At 58.4% G+C, this 16721-nt stretch carries 11 protein-coding genes; 5 read left to right on the top strand and 6 right to left on the bottom strand.

Going from position 1 to position 16721, the window contains the following annotated elements:
* Positions 1–9: 9 nt before the first annotated feature.
* A complete protein-coding gene (locus tag AC5S26_RS12520) occupies positions 10–1614 on the top strand; it encodes an amino acid permease (RefSeq protein ID WP_494185225.1) in 1605 nt (534 codons plus the stop codon).
* A 505-nt stretch (positions 1615–2119) separates the two neighbouring features.
* On the opposite strand, the gene AC5S26_RS12515 is transcribed toward AC5S26_RS12520, so the two are convergent.
* The 3 genes from AC5S26_RS12515 to AC5S26_RS12505 form a co-directional block, all read right to left on the bottom strand.
* On the bottom strand, positions 2120–4801 hold the full coding sequence (locus AC5S26_RS12515; protein ID WP_494185224.1) for a hypothetical protein: 2682 nt from the start codon (positions 4799–4801) through the stop codon (positions 2120–2122).
* A 93-nt stretch (positions 4802–4894) separates the two neighbouring features.
* Positions 4895–5647 (bottom strand): ABC transporter ATP-binding protein, encoded by a 753-nt coding sequence (locus AC5S26_RS12510; protein WP_494185223.1) that lies wholly within the window; start codon positions 5645–5647, stop codon positions 4895–4897.
* 126 nt (positions 5648–5773) lie between these two features.
* Positions 5774–7174, bottom strand: a complete 1401-nt coding sequence (locus AC5S26_RS12505) for an efflux RND transporter periplasmic adaptor subunit (RefSeq protein WP_494185222.1) — start codon at positions 7172–7174, stop codon at positions 5774–5776.
* A gap of 282 nt (positions 7175–7456) precedes the next feature.
* On the opposite strand from AC5S26_RS12505, the gene AC5S26_RS12500 reads away from it, so the two are divergent.
* Positions 7457–9184, top strand: a complete 1728-nt coding sequence (locus tag AC5S26_RS12500; RefSeq protein ID WP_494185221.1) for a GWxTD domain-containing protein — start codon at positions 7457–7459, stop codon at positions 9182–9184.
* Positions 9185–9345: 161 nt separating this feature from the next.
* Positions 9346–11079, top strand: coding sequence for a carboxypeptidase-like regulatory domain-containing protein (locus tag AC5S26_RS12495; protein ID WP_494185220.1), 1734 nt, complete (start codon positions 9346–9348; stop codon positions 11077–11079).
* Between the two features lie 123 nt (positions 11080–11202).
* On the opposite strand, the gene AC5S26_RS12490 is transcribed toward AC5S26_RS12495, so the two are convergent.
* Positions 11203–11937, bottom strand: coding sequence for a carbohydrate-binding family 9-like protein (locus AC5S26_RS12490; protein WP_494185219.1), 735 nt, complete (start codon positions 11935–11937; stop codon positions 11203–11205).
* Positions 11938–11961: 24 nt separating this feature from the next.
* Positions 11962–12153: a hypothetical protein gene (locus AC5S26_RS12485; RefSeq protein ID WP_494185218.1), complete on the bottom strand. Its 192-nt coding sequence runs from the start codon at positions 12151–12153 to the stop codon at positions 11962–11964.
* A gap of 235 nt (positions 12154–12388) precedes the next feature.
* Here AC5S26_RS12485 and AC5S26_RS12480 point away from each other — a divergent pair, with 235 nt between their 5' ends.
* Positions 12389–14197: a glycoside hydrolase family 15 protein gene (locus tag AC5S26_RS12480; RefSeq protein WP_494185217.1), complete on the top strand. Its 1809-nt coding sequence runs from the start codon at positions 12389–12391 to the stop codon at positions 14195–14197.
* A 47-nt stretch (positions 14198–14244) separates the two neighbouring features.
* Here the strand turns inward: AC5S26_RS12480 and AC5S26_RS12475 are convergent, their stop codons facing one another.
* Positions 14245–15687 carry a multicopper oxidase family protein gene (locus AC5S26_RS12475; protein ID WP_494185216.1) on the bottom strand — a complete coding sequence of 481 codons (1443 nt, stop codon included), beginning with the start codon at positions 15685–15687 and terminating at the stop codon, positions 14245–14247.
* A gap of 170 nt (positions 15688–15857) precedes the next feature.
* Here AC5S26_RS12475 and AC5S26_RS12470 point away from each other — a divergent pair, with 170 nt between their 5' ends.
* Entirely contained in the window at positions 15858–16661 is an 804-nt protein-coding gene (locus AC5S26_RS12470) for a DUF4159 domain-containing protein (protein WP_494185215.1), read from the top strand.
* Positions 16662–16721 lie beyond the last annotated feature (60 nt).

The following is a 16721-nucleotide window of genomic DNA, read 5'->3' as shown; positions in this document are numbered from 1 at the left end:
AGAACGATTATGTCGATGCTGTTTGCGAAGAAGTCGATGGATGTCCTGATGGCCGAGGCTCATGCCGAGGGCGAGCATACGCTGGAGCGCGCCCTGGGCCCGTTCCAGCTGACAGCGCTCGGTGTGGGAGCCGTGATCGGCGCGGGAATCTTTGTTCTCGCCGGTCTTGGCGCTCATTATGCCGGTCCCGGGCTGATGCTCTCGTTTGTGCTGAGCGGGCTGGGATGCGCCTTTGCAGGGCTCTGCTACGCGGAGTTTGCGGCGATGATCCCGCTGGCAGGATCGGCTTATACCTACGCCTACGCGACCCTGGGCGAGTTGATCGCGTGGATCATCGGCTGGGATCTGACGCTCGAGTACGCGATGGGCGCGAGCACAGTGAGCTCGGGCTGGTCGAACAACTTCGTCGAGCTGCTGGACGTGTTTCACATCAACTTTCCGCTCTGGCTTGCCTACGATCACTGGACCGGCCTCAGAAAGGCGATGGAGCAGGTGGCGCGGCAGGTGATGTCGACCAATTACTCCTCGCTTATTCCAGGCTCGCAGGACTACATCAAGCAGATGGCCGACCTGGTAGCTCAGCCGACGGCCGATATGGCGGCTCGAGCGCATGCCCTGCTCGGAGCGCCGGTGCTGTTTGGCCACGAGATCGGGATCAATCTTCCGGCTCTGTTGATCGCGTTGATTATCACGACCATCCTTGCGATCGGCATTAAAGAATCGGCCAAGTTCAATTCGGCGATCGTCGTGGTGAAGGTGGCGGTTGTCCTGTTTGTACTCGGCCTAGGCGCGAAGTATGTGCATCCCGGCAACTGGGGCGGCAACTGGCACTCGTTCGCACCCTACGGTCTAAGCGGCATCGGCGCCGGCGCGGCATATATCTTCTTCGCGTATATCGGATTCGACGCGGTCTCGACCACGGCGCAGGAGGCGAAGAACCCACAGCGCGATCTTCCGATTGGAATGATCGCTTCGCTGGTGGTCTGCACGGTGTTGTACATCGGTGTCGCGGCGGTGCTGACGGGTATGGTTCCCTGGCAGTCGGTGAATATCGAGGCTCCGATTGCGCGGGCGTTTCTGGACCGCGGCCTGACGTGGGCGAGCGACATCATCGTCGTCGGCGCGCTGGCCGGGCTCACCTCGGTGATGCTGGTGATGCTGCTGGGACAGACGCGCGTTCTTTATGCGATGGCGAGCGATGGTTTGCTGCCGAGGAAGTTCTTCGCAGAGGTGCATCCCCGGTTTCGTACACCCTTCCGCAATACCTTCCTCGTGGGAACGCTGGCTGGCTTGGTTGGGGCGGTGACTCCGATCGATGACATCGGCAAGATGGTGAATATCGGCACGCTGCTGGCCTTCGTCATCGTCTGCATCGCGATCATGGTGCTACGCAGGACCGAACCGGACAAGGAGAGGCCCTTCCGTACACCCTGGGTTCCGTTTGTGCCGGTGATGGGAATCATCTTCAACGGTTACATGATGATCAAGCTGGGCTGGCTGAACTGGGCCCGGTTGATCGTCTGGCTGATCATTGGGCTGGTGGTGTATTTCACCTACAGCGTGAAGCACAGCAAGGTTCGAGAGCGGCTGAACTCCGTGAGAGTGAAGGGGTAACCCCCCCTACTTTTTGTTCAAAGTATTCAATCTATTGAAGATAGGTCCGGACCTCCATAGTCAGATTCAACTTTAAAAAAGAAATCCCCGGCGTACAGGCCGGGGATTTCCTTTTGTGTAACCAGTTTAGCGGATTGCACGTAACTGATTGGCAGATAAATTTGGCCCTAAACTTATTGATTTTATGAGGCTTAGCTAAATGGATGACTTGACTTCTTGGAGGGTGTGGCGGTACGGGCATTGTTAATACAGGGATTCTTCGACTCCGCTGCGCTCCGCTCAGAATGACGTGGGTGGGACGGGAATTCTTCGACTCTACTCAGAATGACGTGGGTCGGACAGGGATTCTTCGACTCCGCGCAGAATGATCGGGACGGGAATGACGGGGCGGGAGTTCCGCTCAGAATGACGGGGACGGGAAAGAGGATGACGGAGACGGGAAGAGAAGGGAAGGAAGGAAAGGTGTGACGAGCGCTGATGGATCACCAGGAGGGCAGTCTTACGGCTAGTGCGCCTGGTGATCCGGTTGGGGGTTCGGCGCCGGACTTGCTGCTGCGGGATCGGGGTGAGCGGGTTCGGGGGATTCGGCCGGAGCCGGGGCTGGTGGCGGGGCCACTGCGGCAGGTTGCGGGGCCGGAAGACCGCGTTGGATCTGGACCGGCATGTTGACCAGGTTGGCCGAGTCCGGTTCGTCACGAAGCTTCAGATAAAAACCTGATCGCGGAGGACGCGGGACCGAAAGGGTGTTGCCGACGAAGCCTTCGGGAACCTGTACCGGATTCGCAAAACCCGGATCGGGTGCGACGGATTCCACGAGATAGAGGTCGGAGCCGTTGAGGTTGCAAGGAGCCGAGGGATCACTGGGGCAGTGGAGATCCTGAAACGCGGGAAGCCGAACCAGGGTTGCGAGGGGAATCCAGTCGCCTGGCGTTCCGTCGTGCGCGACAGGGCGCAGACGAATGGGTCCAAAGGCGGAGGTTCCGAAGGTCTTGAGGGGATTAAAGGTTCCCAAGAGCGTATGGGAGTTCTGGAGCACAAGACCGGAAGAGACGGTCATATTCGTGTGCAGGCTCTCGTCCGCGCTGGCAATTTCGATCTGACCGTCACGGGGAAATGGAGAGGAAGAATGGAGAGAAAAGGTGAGCTTCTCGGTGACGGGAAGGTCATCGGGGTTCGCCAGATGGATGAACGGGGACGAGGGCTGCGAGATGGTTTTATTCAGCAGGGTGACGGACGGTCTTGCAGCATCTACGGTGACAGGAAGGCTCAAGGTGCGTCCGTCGCGCAGGGAGACGTGAGCCGTCAGGTGATCGCCGGGGTGAACGTTGGGGGCCTGAGCGGACTCAGGGAGCGAGAGAGTGAGATTCTGGGTGTGCTGGTTGGAGCCGGTCTGCGGTGTCACCGCGGTTGGTTCTGCCAGAGGAGTGAAGGTCAGGTCGTTCATCACCAGCTGACGGACCTGACTGAGGCTGGTTCCGGTCAGGATCGCCGCAGTGTCCCCTGCGTGAAGGGTTAAACCATCCAGCTGGGCCGGCTCGGAGAAGGTTTGGGCGGTAACAGCCGCGGTCTGGGCCCCACCGTACTGGTGGACATCCAGATGGATGTTGCCGGGGTCGATTGATTTCAGCGAGAGAGTAACGTCGACGACAGTTGGCTTATCGGAGTGCTTCCACTGAGCTTCGGCCTGTCTTCCGGTTCCGCGCTCGAAGGTGATGGAATCGATGCATGCGGTACCGGTGGAGCTGAGGGTGAGGTGGTTATCGCGTCCGGCGATCAGGACGGAGTCGGTTGCCAGTTTCCAGCCCGTACCGGGAATGTCCTGAAGGGGAAGAGTTGGACCAGTAAAAGGGTCGAATCCCCAGAAGCCGGTGATGGTTCCAGTCACTGGAGTGTTTGGGGCACCGGGATCGGTGGGTTGTTTGGGACCGGTGGCCTGAGTTTTGGTCTCATCGGTTTTCTTCTTCGAGGGCTTCTCCTCCTCGGGGGACATGGGTAGCGGCTTGCGCTCCGGTTCGGAGCTGAGGACGAGGCCGCCCTTGAAGGAGTCGGCCGTCAGAGGAATATCGGAGCGGGAGACGCCGCCATTCACGTGCAGAACGAGGTCGTGAGCGAAGCTTGTGGAGAAGACCAGCGGGGCCCCTTCCACGGGAAGAGTAACGCCGGGCTGAAGCAGGCAGGTAACGTGTTTGGGATCGGAGGCCCGGAGTGGTGGAGGAACGGCAGTCTGGATGGAGGGAAGACCGATGACGATGACGGATTTGGGATTGTGAAAGGAAGGTGCGGCGTTAAGACGAAGGTTGAGCGCTTCGGCCTGGGGAAAGGCAATGGCGGGGATGTACTGGTACTGCGCGGTGTGGAGGTTACTGGTGAGGCGCACCAGATCCACGATGGCGCCGACATATGCACTATAGAGCCCGCCGCCTGCCATGGATGTGGCGGAGGCGGCTGTAATGAAATCTGAACTGGAACCGTTGGTGAGCATGGAGGCCACGGTCTGCCCATGGCCGTCGTCGAGCAGTGTCTGGGTTCCGGTCTGGGTGAGGCAGGTGTACTGCTGGTCGACGGGCTTGTTGAAGCAATCCTGATTGGGCTTGAGGTTGAGGGTGCGGGCCAGAAGGGTGGAGTGTTCCTGAAGCGCCTTGGGGTCTCCCGCAGGAACAGTTTTGATGGCGGCGAGATATTTTTCGATGCGGGCCTGTTCGAATCCGGCTTCGGAGAGATCCTGGGAGGCTCGGACGAAGATGCCGGGACGGCCCTGAACGGCTGAGCGAAGGGTGGCGAAGTCGCCGCCTGTCTCAGGTGCGAGGAAGAGGATGGCCTGCTGGGCGTCGTCGGGAACAGTGATGGTTGCGCCTTCTTCGCGGACCTTCTTGTTCCAGGTCTCGATTTTGAAGAACCACTTCTCGGGGGGTGGATTGGTGGTTCCGCGAAGGAAGACCGCCACCAGCAGGTAATGGACAGACTGGGTGCGGGGAAGATCCGCAAAGAGCCACAGCTTGTCGCCCGCTTTCAGGTTGGGGACTGCGGCGATAGGGAGGGTCTTGTCTCCCCGGGTAACGCGGACGTCGATGCGCGGGCCGGTGAGATCAAAACGTGCGGCTGCCTGAGCGTAAGAGAGCTGGCAGCAGAGAAAAAAGACAACGAGTCCAACAGCGGCCGCGCGCAGGCGACCGGAGGGGATAGCCATAGTTCCATTTTAGACGGCTGAAGGCCTAGAACCGGGTGCAAGCCCTGTGGATTGGCGTATGTGCTCTATTGGTTACAGATAGGCCCGTACCGCTTAGCTCCGGACTCTGCCGGAGGCCTGGTCGCCGGCGATGACACCGTCGCGGATGGTGATGATGCGGTGGGCAAACTCTGCGATATCGGGCTCGTGGGTAACGACGATGATGGTATTGCCTTTGGCGTGAAGCTCATCAAAGAGGGCCATGATCTCGTCGCCGGTTTTGGAGTCGAGGTTTCCGGTGGGTTCGTCGGCGAGGATGATGGAGGGGTGATTGACGAGGGCGCGGGCGATGGCGACACGCTGCCGCTGGCCTCCGGAGAGCTCGTTGGGCTTGTGCATCATGCGGGAGCTAAGGTTGACGCTCTCGAGGGCGGCTTTGGCGCGCTGTTCGCGCTCATGAGCAGGGGTGCCGTTGTAGATGAGAGGGAGCTCTACATTGTGGAGCGAGGTGGCGCGGGCGAGCAGGTTGAAGGTCTGGAAGACGAAGCCGATCTCCTTATTGCGGATGCGGGCGAGCTCGTCGTCGCTGAGCTCGGAGACGTCGTGTCCGTTGAGCCAGTACTTGCCCTGCGATGGGGAATCGAGGCATCCGATGAGGTTCATCAGGGTGGATTTGCCGGAGCCTGAAGGACCCATGATGGCGACGTACTCGTTGTGGCGGATGCGGAGATTGACGCCGCGGAGCGCGTGGACCTCCTGATCGCCCATCTCGTAGGTCTTCCAGAGATTGTCGGTGACGATGACGTCCCCAGGACGGGGACCGGCGGCGTTACTGATGGTAGTTTCGACTGCGGTTTCGATAGCCATCCGGTTCTCCGGTGTTACGACTGTCCTAACTAGAATAGTACGTTTCTCAAAGCAATACGTCTGCGGAGACCTTATGGTTCCGTTGACAGCATGCTGCGGGTTTAGGTTCCGGGGCCGTTGAGCAGGTCAGGACTTTTCCGTCGCGGTCTCGGGTGTGTTATCCCGTTTGACGATGGTCCCGCTCTTGAGGGCGCGAAGAATTTTGTAGCGCCCGGTAACGATTTCATCCCCCTGCTTCAGGCCATTGAGCACCTCAATCTCGGTAGCACCGGTGACTCCAGTGGTAACGGGGACGAAGATGACGCGCAATTTTTTGCGATCGTTGCGAAGGATATAGACGCCCTGTACGTTCTGGGCCTTGCCCGGGGGAGGAGTCGTGCTGGCAGCCACGCCCGCGGCTCCGGGAGTCTTGCCGCTGTTCTGCTCGAGAGCCTTCTCGGTGGCCGGATTGCGTTGGACCAGCGCCTGAATGGGGATGGTGAGGGCATCAGAACGATGCGCGGTCGTGATCTTGGCGGTGGCGGAGAGGCCGGGACGCAGCTCTTCGGAGGGAACTTCCAGGGTGACGACGACCTTGAAGTCCTTAGCCTCCTCGGTCCCGGTGGTGCTCTGGCTGGTGGCGATGCCGGTGGTGCGGAGCAGGGCCTGGTCTCCAACCTGGGTCACTTTGCCTTTGAAGATGCGGCCAGGGAGGGCGTCGATGGTGACGTCGGCGGGCTGGCCGAGGGCGACGTTGACGATGTCGGTCTCGTCGACCTTGACTTCCGCGGTAATGACGGACATATCGGCGAGGGTCATCAGGGTGGAGCCTTCGGCGTTCTGGATGCCGAGGACGACGGTCTCGCCCTCGCGGACGGGAACGTTCGTGACGAGGGCGTCGAAGGGGGCGCGACTCTGGGTGAGGCCGAGGGAGTAGTTGCTGCCGCGCAGGGTGGCGACAGCCTGGTCGACGTGGCCGTGAGCGGATGCGGTCTGAGCTTTGGCCTGGGCGACGGCGGCCTGGCGCTGTTGCAGGGTCGCTTCGGAGACGTCGAAGGCGGCTTTTTTGGCGTCGTAGTCCTGTTTGGCGATCAGCTTGGCCTCGTAGAGGGCCTTAGCGCGGTCGTAGTCGAAGCGCTTCTGCTCGAGGTCGGCCTTGGCCTGGACGACGTTGGCTTCTGCGGTGCGCTCGGCGGCGGCGTAGGACTCGACGTCGGTTCTGGAGGCGGCGATGGTGGCGTTCTGCGCCTGGACGGCGGAGGCGGGCTGTTCGCTTTCGACCGTGGCGACGAGCTGGCCGGCCTTTACGCGATCACCTTCTTTGACATAGAGGTGGGTGATGCGTCCGAAGGCGGTGGCTCCGACGTTAACATAGGTTTTGGGCTTGATCTGGCCGGTGCCATTGACGATGGAGACGAGGTCCTGGCGGACGGCGTGGCCGGTGGCCACCTTAGTGACGGCGCCCTGGTTGTGCAGGATGCTGCCGATGACGATTCCTGCAAAGACCAAGACGGCAACCGCGATCAAGACAATTTTTTTGAGGCTCATCGTGCTTTCTCTGCGTTTCTCCGGTCGACCGGGGTGGCGCTTTGGATTTGGTGTTCTATCTGCAGATACGCGACTCGGACCCATCTCGTTCCCGGCTTTCCGGGTGCTTTTTTTGTAGCTTGCCGGATTGAGAATTGAGCCGGAATGCCATTGGGAACGTCCAACCAGAAATGTCTTATGTGGGCCCGATGATATCAGGGTCCAAAGAGTGGTTCCACAGCTTGTAACGGGGGTGTAAACCGCTCTACAATACAGGTTGGTATCAGGAGCGTTCCCAGCACTATGAAAACCTCGCGGCACTTGGTCTGCAGTACGGCCTTTCTCTCTCTTGCTCTGGCTGGATCGTGGACTTTGCCGGCACGGGCGCAGAGTGCGCAGGATGACGTGAAGCAGGGAACTCCCGTCGAGGAAAAGCCTGATCCATTGAAGCGCCAGCCCAGCGACAAGGAGAAGTTCGCGCAACAAAGGGCGCTGAGGCAGGAGTTGAAGGGCGTCTACAAGAAGTGGCTGGATGAGGACGTTCGCTGGATCATCACCGACCAGGAGATGCAGGCATTCAAGCACCTGAGCAACGATGAGGAGCGTGACAGCTTCATCGAGCAGTTCTGGCTGCGCCGCAATCCGAATCCCGATTCCCCGGACAACGAGTATCGCGACGAACACTACCGCAGAATCGCCTATGCCAACGAGCACTTCGCGGCGGGCAAGCCGGGCTGGAAGACGGATCGCGGACACATCTATATTTCGTTCGGCAAGCCGGACTCGATCGATTCGCACCCGAGCGGCGGCAACTACCAGCGGCCGATGGAAGAGGGTGGCGGAAGCACGTCGACCTATCCGTTCGAGACGTGGCACTACCGCTATCTGCAGGGCGTCGGCGACAACATCGACATCGAATTTGTGGACACGTGCATGTGCGGTGATTACCACATGACGATTGACCGCTCTGAGAAAGACGCGTTGAAGTACGTGCCGGGGGCCGGTGCGACGATGTACGAGCAGATGGGGCAGGCTTCGAAGGCCGACCGGTTCTCCGGTGGAGGACTGGAACAGCTGGGAACCGGGCCGATGTCGACGATGAACCAGAGCAAGCAGTTCGATCGTCTTAATACCTACGCCAAATTGATGGCGGCTCCCGAGATCAAGTTCAAGGATTTGGAAGCGTATATGGTGAGCTCGAAAATTCTCACCGGGCCTCCTTTCCTGTTCGACGTCCGCACGGATTATGTAAAGGTGACCAGCGACACGATCCTGGTACCGATCACGCTCCAGATTCGCAATAAGGACATCACTTTCCAGAACAAGGATGGGGTTGCGACAGGAACGGTGAATATTCTGGGCCGGGTTACGAATCTGAATCACCGGATCATCCAGTCCTTCGAGGAGACGGTGACCGTCCAGGTTCCGAGCGAGCTGCTGGGTCGTACGCAGAACAATGCTTCGGTTTACTGGAAGTCGATTCCGCTGCGTCCGGGGCTATACAAGGTCGATATCGTGATCAAGGACGTGAATAATCCGGATCACATCGGACGGTGGCAGCGCAGCGTCAATGCTCCAAAGTACGATGACGACCGGCTGGCGGCTTCGTCGCTCATTCTCGCCGACCAGATGGAGCGGGTTCCATCGAAGGAAATCGGTGACGGAAACTTTGTGATCGGCAATACTCGAATCCGTCCCAGGGTCTCTTCGGGAGGGACGCAGCCGGTGACCTTCCACCGAAACCAGAACTTGAACTTCTGGATGCAGGTGTATAACCTCGGAATCGACGAGAAGAGCAAGCATAATGGAGCCAAGATCGAGTACGAGATTATGAACACGGCAACGAATCAGGTCCTTCTGAATACCGAGGAGCTGACTTCAAAGACCAATCCGAATTCGGACCAGGTGACACTGGAAAGGTCGATGCCGTTGGAGAGCCTTGAGCCAGGGAAGTATAAGATCACGATCAAGGTTGATGATGGAATTTCCAAGCAGCAGATCGCAGAGTCTGCGCCGTTTGTTGTGGATTGATTCACTTTGGGTTTGACTTTCGGGTGTGTGTGCTGGAAACGACACGGTTGCGTGGATTTCATCTGGCGTAATCGGTCTTTGGCACTACCTCTTCAGGCGATTCCCCTATTTTTGCGGACGCCGTTATTTGGAGCAGTGGTCGACGCCCAGGTGCCAAGACTGTGGAACGTACCCAAGTGAAGATCGCGATGCTGGCAGTGATCATGCTGACCGTATCCCTGCGTGGATGGGCAGCTACGCCAGCTGCTGTCTCTGGCGTGGTGCGCGACACACAGGGCGTGGTGCAGATGGGGGCTTTGGTGCAGGTCGTTGGCGCCAATTCGGCCCTGATGGGAACGGCGTTTACGGATCTTCACGGCCGTTACCTGATTGCAAATCTCCTTCCTGGAAAATATGAAGTTCGCGCCTCGGCGGCTCTCTTCGTCCCTGCCATGCGAGCCAACCTGCAGTTGACACCCGGAACTCGAGCGATCGTGAATCTGACGATGAACGCGATCTTCGATGCGGCGGCGTGGCTTCCAGCTGAGCGGCGCAAGGCGGACGAGCCGAAGGATGACTGGACCTGGACTCTGCGGTCGGTGGCGAACAAGCCAATTCTGAGGGTCTTCGACGAAGACGGCGATGTGGTGATGATGTCGTCGAGCGCTGCCGAACGCGCAAAGCCGGCCGACAAGGCTCGCGTGGGCGTGTCCTCGGGAGACGGCGGCTTCGGAGCGGGTGGCGTCCACCATATCCTGCAGATCGATCGCTCGATGCCGGACGGCTCGAATGTAGAGGTACGAGCGGATCTGGGAGCACAGATGGGCCCGTATCTACGTGCCCCTTCGACCACGCTGCAGGCTGGATACCAACGAAGGCTGGGGTTTTCCGGCGCGGCCCGGCTGGTTACGAGCTACCAGTCTCATCCGGAGATGATCGGGACCGGAGGGACGAAAGGGCTTGAGGCGATCCAGATGGCCTCTTCCCAGAAGACCACGCTCGGCGATTCGGTTGACATGGAACTGGGTGGAACCGTGTATGTCCTGCGCGGCGCAGGCTATGCGATGGCCTCGCGTCCCTTCCTAAAGATTACGGCGCATCCGACGTCCAAGTGGAACGCAGGATACCGCATGGCTACTTCGCGCGATCTACAGTCATTCAACGGACTCGATACTGTGGAGCTGGAGCTCCCGGTCGGCGTGATGGAGCAGGGCCGGATGCGAACCGAGAGTGGTGTGCACCAGGAGCTCTCACTGGGGCATAAGGCTGGTCGCGGAATGGTGCAGGTCTCCTATTACAAGGACAATCTGCAGAGGGTAAGGCTGGCGGGCGGCGGTGAGTTGGCGGTAGAGGATCTGGCCGCGGCAGTTCCGGGCTCGACGGCGAATGGCATTCTTGCCGATACCGCGACGGATTCCTTTCGGATGCTGGGTGCGGGGTACCGGTCGCAGGGTGTGAATCTACTGATGACGGAGCCGATTACCCCGGGCCTGTGGGTGGCAGTGGAATACAGCACCGGCAATGCGTTGGCAGCCCCTGCCGATAAGCAGCCCATGCATCTTAGCTCAGTGTCGGCGGAGCTGAAGCCGAAGGCGGGGCAATCGGCCACGGTCGCATTGAAGGGGCGCGTGATCCACAGCGGAACCCAGGTTCGGGCGTCGTATCGTTGGCAGCCGGAGACACTGGTGACCGCAGTCAACTCCTTTGCCGCATTCAGCGATCAGGCTTATCTGAGCTTTTTCGTCCGTCAGCCGATTCGCTGTGGCTCGATTCTTCCGAACGGCCTCGAAGCCACGGTCGATATCACCAACCTGCTGGAGCAGGGATACAGGCCGGTTCTCTCACAGGATGGACGGACACTGTTCCTGGCGCAGACTCCGCGGATGATTCAGGCTGGGCTGGCCTTCAACTTCTAGTTTCTTCTACTCCCTCATTCTCACTAAAGATTGACAGGCATCGTGGATCGAGCTCCGCTCGAATTCCCACCTTAGCGACGATAAAGCAGTCGCGAAGATGGGACACCCGACCGACGGCTGAGTTTAATGCGAAGGCTTTGAGGCGACGAGGACGAGCGTGCCGAAACGTTCGGGGACGTGGAAGCTTTTGCCCATGGTGGGCTGCCAGGAGAGGTAGTGGCGGGTTGCGGTTGGCCCCTGGCAGCGGAAGAGATTGATGCGGAAGGTCTCGCCCGGCGCGGCAGGACGGGAGCTAAGAGCAGAGAAGGGGATTCGCATGGCTCCGTACCAGGTTTTGTGCTCGGGGTCGATCCGGGCGCTGACTTTGAAGCCGGAGTTCCACTTCCACGCGTCCTTATCTCCCTGCTTGTCGAGATCGATGTCGAGGTCGACCCATTCGCCCTGCGGAGAGAGTTCGAATTCTTTATAGCGGTGGATGTTCTGGAAGTCGGAGCCGATGAAGGCCTCGGCGACGTCCCAGTTCCAGAGCCGATTGGTCTCCGACGCTGTGTCGGGAGAGGGTTTCAGATTGAGCTCTTCGTAGGGCGCAGTGAAGAGGAGATAGAGGCTGTCCTGGGTCCAACGGGAACGGACCTCGGTGCGATGAGAGGGAACGGGGGTGCCATACGTGTCGCCAGTAATGAAGACGGGCTGCGCGTGTTGCCAGAAGGCGTCAGAGGGATCTGGAGTGAGGGGAACGTCGTGATCCGCCTGGAATGCCGTAATGGTCGACGTGGGCGAGGGCATCGGGAGGTTTTGCGCGAAGGCCATGGCCATGAGCGGTGCAAAGACAAGAGGCAGACGGAGCAGGGCAGGCATGCCATCTATCTTCTCATCCGCATCTCACCCGCGGAACTGGATCCAGGCGATGATTGGAGATATGACGGCGAGGATCCACGCGAGGGGATGCTCGAACGGGATGTCCGGAGCGCGCCGCTGGCCGAGAACGATAAGCGCCGCGGCCCAGATGACCAGCCAGGGGAGGGCCAGAATCATCGCCATCATCCTTGGATTAGGCGAGTGTCCTTGATGCATGGATGTAAACGTATCAGGCGAATCGGAAGTGTTCCACGTCTCCAAAGTATGGAGACCTTTGTGCTTGTGAAGCCGTTGAACGTTGCAGGACCCGTTTGGCCTTATCTCATTTTTCGTTTTAACGCTGGATTGGCATCCTAGTAAACGGCAACACGCGAAGGGTTATTCTAGCGTGAAGAACAAGGCTGCCTTGGCTGCTTCGCTGATGCCATGAAGTCTGAGCACTGGAGCGGCAATGGACTTTTTACCGATAGAGAACTATGGCGTCATCGGGGATTTGCGAACGCTCGCCCTTGTGAGCACAACCGGGTCCATTGATTTTTTCTGTTATCCCCGGTTCGATTCCCCGAGCCTTTTCGCTGCCATCCTGGATCCGCAAAAGGCAGGCTTCTTCTGTATTCAGGCGGACTTTCAGCATAGCGGGACGAAGCAGCTCTACCTGCCGGACACGAACATCCTTCTGACCCGATTTCTCTCCGATGATGGCATTGCGGAGACTACGGACTTTATGCCGATCTTTGCGGAGGAAAAGCCGAGCCGGATTCTTCGCCGGGTTACGGTGATCCAGGGCGAGATCAATTTCAAGCTGCAGTGTCAGCCGCGTTTTGACTATGCGCGGGCCTCGCACATTACGGAGCGCGATGGAGAGTCGGTCGTTTTTCGCTCTGACGGCCAGCTATCGTTCGTCCTGCGGTCGACGATACCGCTTGAAATATCAGAGGGTGGAGTGGCGCAGACCTTTCGCCTGAAGGCTGGAGAGGTTGCATGGTTTGTCTTTACGGAAGACTCCCCGGAGTCCCGAAAGGCCCTGGTGGTCGAGGACCTCGTGGATGAGTTTGAAAAAACCGCACAGTTCTGGCGCGACTGGGTTGAGAAGTCGAACTATACGGGCAGGTGGAGAGAGATGGTCAACCGCTCTGCCCTGCTGCTGAAGCTTCTGACCGATCGCGAGTACGGCTCGATTGTGGCAGCGCCGACCTTCGGTCTTCCCGAAAAGATTGGCGGCGTGCGGAATTGGGATTACCGCTATACGTGGCTCCGCGACTCGTCGTTCTCGTTGTACGCGATGATGCGACTGGGATTTTTCGATGAGGCGGCGCAGTTTCAGCGTTGGATTCATGACCGGCTAAATTATGACTCGCCGCAGGGGCCGTTGCAGGTTCTGTACGCAACGGATGGAGGCCAGGAGACTCCTGAGATCGTTCTGGAACATCTGCGCGGATATATGGATTCAAAGCCGGTTCGCATAGGAAACGCCGCCTATCAACAGCTGCAATTGGATATTTATGGCGAGCTCTTCGATTCGATCTACCTGGCGGCCAAATACGGGGATGGCATCAGTATTGACGACTGGGAGAATATGAAACGGATCCTGAGGTGGCTTGCAGATAACTGGCACCGGGAAGACGACGGAATCTGGGAGGTTCGCGGAGGCCGCAAAAACTTCCTGCACTCTCGCATGATGTGCTGGGTGGCGTTTGATCGGGCGATTCGCCTGGGAGCCAAACGATCTCTATCGGGCCCGTTTGGGTGGATGGAAGAGACCCGCGACGCTATCGCAAACGATATTTATACGAATTTCTGGGATGAGGAACTTCAATCCTTCGTGCAGTACAAGGGCTCGAAGGCTCTCGATGCGGCCATTCTTCTGATGCCCCTGGTCCGCTTCATAAGCCCTTCGGATCCGAAGTGGCTTTCCACCCTGGCAGCAATCGAGCGCGATCTGACGGTGGATACCTTTGTGTATCGCTATCGGTATGTTGACGGCTTCGACGGACTCTCGGGAGATGAGGGCGCCTTTACCGCCTGCTGCTTCTGGTTTATCGAGGCACTGGCCCGGTCGCATCAGACGGCAAAGGCGCGCTTACTGTTCGAGAAGATGATGGGCTATGCGAATCATCTTGGACTGTACGCCGAGGAACTGGGCGGGAGCGGACAGCATCTTGGCAACTTTCCCCAGGCGCTGACACACCTAGCGCTCATCAGCGCAGCAACCTATCTTGACCGCGCCTTGTCGGGAGGAGAGAAGCAGGCGTGGGGTTGATGAGACCCCCCTTTGCAACGGAAAGACTCTTGTCGGTAGCGAAAAGGTCATGCGTAGCGGAAAAGTGCCTTAAATCCATAATCCATATGTTGTTGGATGTGGCAATGAAACAGGGATAGGCCAGGTTGATTGGCGGTGAAATCAACGATGGCTCGTCCATAGTAAGGAACGACGACGGTATCTTTTACGATCCCGGCAGTTTTCTTCCCATTAATCTCCACAAGTTCCCAGAGATGACGATGTAGATGCATCGGGTGAGCGTCGTCGGTACGATTGCGCATCACCAGGCGGTAACGGGTACCCTGCTGTAAAACGAACTCCTTTTCGTGGGGGTAAGGCTTACCGTTGATCAGCCAGGAGTTGAACTTACCCATGCCACGGGGAATCTTTTCGAAGATGGTCTCGATTGTCTGCTGCGGTGCCGGTGAGCTGGAGGTCGCCGTTCCAAAGATGGTGTAGTCCCATAGGCCCCTCGGAGGGTCGATCCATTGCGGCTGCCGATGTTGACCCGCATATTCAACGATGACACCGAGTCCTGCTTCGCGGACCATCTGCTCGGTCGATCCCAGGATCCAGATTCCGGGATGGTTCATCTCGATAACGACATCGATACGTTCTCCGGTGCCGAGGAAGATCGAATCGACCATCTGGGCCGTCGGAACGGGATTGCCGTCGAGCGCGATCACTTTCATCTTGTGCCCGGCGAGAGCGATACGACGATTCTCAATCGCGCTGGCGTTCAGAAAGTGAATCAGAAGCCGCTGACCCTGGCGGACGCGGATAGGATCCCCGGAGCCGAGAGCCTTATCGTTGATCGAGTAGGTCATGGAATTGACCTCAAGACCGTTGGGATCCGTATTCAGCGTGGCTGGCTTTTCGAAGGTCGGAGCGGTGTGCGTGTCATCATCGTTATCTTCCATGGTGCTGGAAAAGAAGGGCTCCCAATCGCGCAACGCGAGAAAAAGCTCCTGATCGTACTGGCCCGGGTCGTTACCACCGTCAACATAGACAAAACCGAACTGGCCTGTATAGGAGCCTTTGTGCAGATCGTCCATCGCCATGGCATGGGAGTGATACCACCGGCTTCCTGCAGGACCAGGCGTAAGCTTAAAACGGCGTCGGCCATGCGCCGGCACGGGCGGCGAGCCCTCTTCTTCCGTGCCATCGAGCTCCGGCGGTATAAGCATGCCATGCCAGTGCACGAACTCGGACGTATCGGTGTCGTTGATCACGTCTACCGTGACGGTTTTGCCCTCGCGCATTCGTAAAACGGGCCCGGGGGCTGTTCCGTTGTAGCCGATGGTTGAAAGGATGTGCGATCGATCGATCTCGACCGTTACCGGAGAGATATTGAGTGTATAGTCGGCGTTGCCTTCGGCACGCTCCGTAAGTTCAGTACGGGAACCCGCCTGGGCCAGCAACGCTGGGTGCGTTACGGCAGCCTGTGCCATCGCCATACCGCCCAATTTGAGTAAGTCACGACGTTTCATAGGGTCAGGGGTGTTCTGCCGACGGGGGCCGTGCCTGCATAGTCTCACGCCGAAAAGAAGTCAGACAAGCGTTGCGGGTGCAACGACCTGTATGGTTGCTTCGTCTATTAGGCAGAGCATCAGGTATTTCCAGTACTCTCGCCCGCATAGCTTTCTCCGCGGAGGGTCGGATGAAGGTTTCGCAAGTTGCACTGGTCTCGGTGGCAATTGCCGGCTGCTGCGTAGGCTTGAGAGCCTACCAGCGGGTTGCCGACTTCGGTTTCGGCAACGATGACTCCCCAACCAATATTAAGTCGGAGTTCTACTGGTCGCGGCTGGCATACACCCCGAACACGGCGAACTTCGGATTCTATGGTCATGGCAGCTATTGGGGCCGTTTCGCCTGGACACGAGACTATCCTAAGGCCGACCGCCAGTTCCTAATTGCCATGCACCGGCTGACACGCATCGACGGCCGTCCTACCGAGCAGGTAGTTACCCTCGATTCCGACGAGATTTTAAATTATCCCTGGATCTATGCGGTACAGGTGCAGATGTGGTCGTTCACGGACGCACAAGCGAAACGACTGCGGGAGTACTTGCTAAAGGGAGGTTTTTTGATGGTAGACGACTTCCACGGAACGGAGGATTGGGAGAACTTCATGAATGGTATGAGGCAGGTGTTGCCTGATCGCCCGGTCGAAGATCTTCAGAGTGGTGACGAAATCTTTCATACTCTCTATGACGTGGACGACAAGATGCAGATTCCGGGGGAGCAATGGATCCGAACCGGACGTACTTATGAAAAGGACGGTTATCAACCCAAGTGGCGTGCAATCCGAGACGACAAGGGGCGCATCATCGTCGCCATCTGCCATAACATGCACCTTGGTGACGCGTGGGAATGGGCGGACGATCCGAATTATCCGGAGCCGTTCGCCTCAATGGCTTTTCGAGTGGGACTGGATTACATCCTTTACGGTATGACCCATTAGGTTTTTATTCGCAAGCGAACAAAGTGGTTACAAAAGATAGTCATAAGAGTTCACTGCAGG

Source organism: Edaphobacter sp. FHG110511_03, from assembly GCF_059115365.1.
Note: the sequence above shows the minus strand (reverse complement) of the source record. Positions and strands in the feature narration are given on the sequence as shown.

Coding starts and splice junctions, on each gene's coding strand:
- AC5S26_RS12490 (WP_494185219.1), bottom strand. CDS start 11,937: ATGCCTGCCCTGCTCCGTCTGCCTCTTGTCTTTGCACCGCTCATGGCC.
- AC5S26_RS12505 (WP_494185222.1), bottom strand. CDS start 7,174: ATGAGCCTCAAAAAAATTGTCTTGATCGCGGTTGCCGTCTTGGTCTTT.
- AC5S26_RS12485 (WP_494185218.1), bottom strand. CDS start 12,153: ATGCATCAAGGACACTCGCCTAATCCAAGGATGATGGCGATGATTCTG.
- AC5S26_RS12480 (WP_494185217.1), top strand. CDS start 12,389: ATGGACTTTTTACCGATAGAGAACTATGGCGTCATCGGGGATTTGCGA.
- AC5S26_RS12520 (WP_494185225.1), top strand. CDS start 10: ATGTCGATGCTGTTTGCGAAGAAGTCGATGGATGTCCTGATGGCCGAG.
- AC5S26_RS12500 (WP_494185221.1), top strand. CDS start 7,457: ATGAAAACCTCGCGGCACTTGGTCTGCAGTACGGCCTTTCTCTCTCTT.
- AC5S26_RS12515 (WP_494185224.1), bottom strand. CDS start 4,801: ATGGCTATCCCCTCCGGTCGCCTGCGCGCGGCCGCTGTTGGACTCGTT.
- AC5S26_RS12510 (WP_494185223.1), bottom strand. CDS start 5,647: ATGGCTATCGAAACCGCAGTCGAAACTACCATCAGTAACGCCGCCGGT.
- AC5S26_RS12475 (WP_494185216.1), bottom strand. CDS start 15,687: ATGAAACGTCGTGACTTACTCAAATTGGGCGGTATGGCGATGGCACAG.
- AC5S26_RS12470 (WP_494185215.1), top strand. CDS start 15,858: ATGAAGGTTTCGCAAGTTGCACTGGTCTCGGTGGCAATTGCCGGCTGC.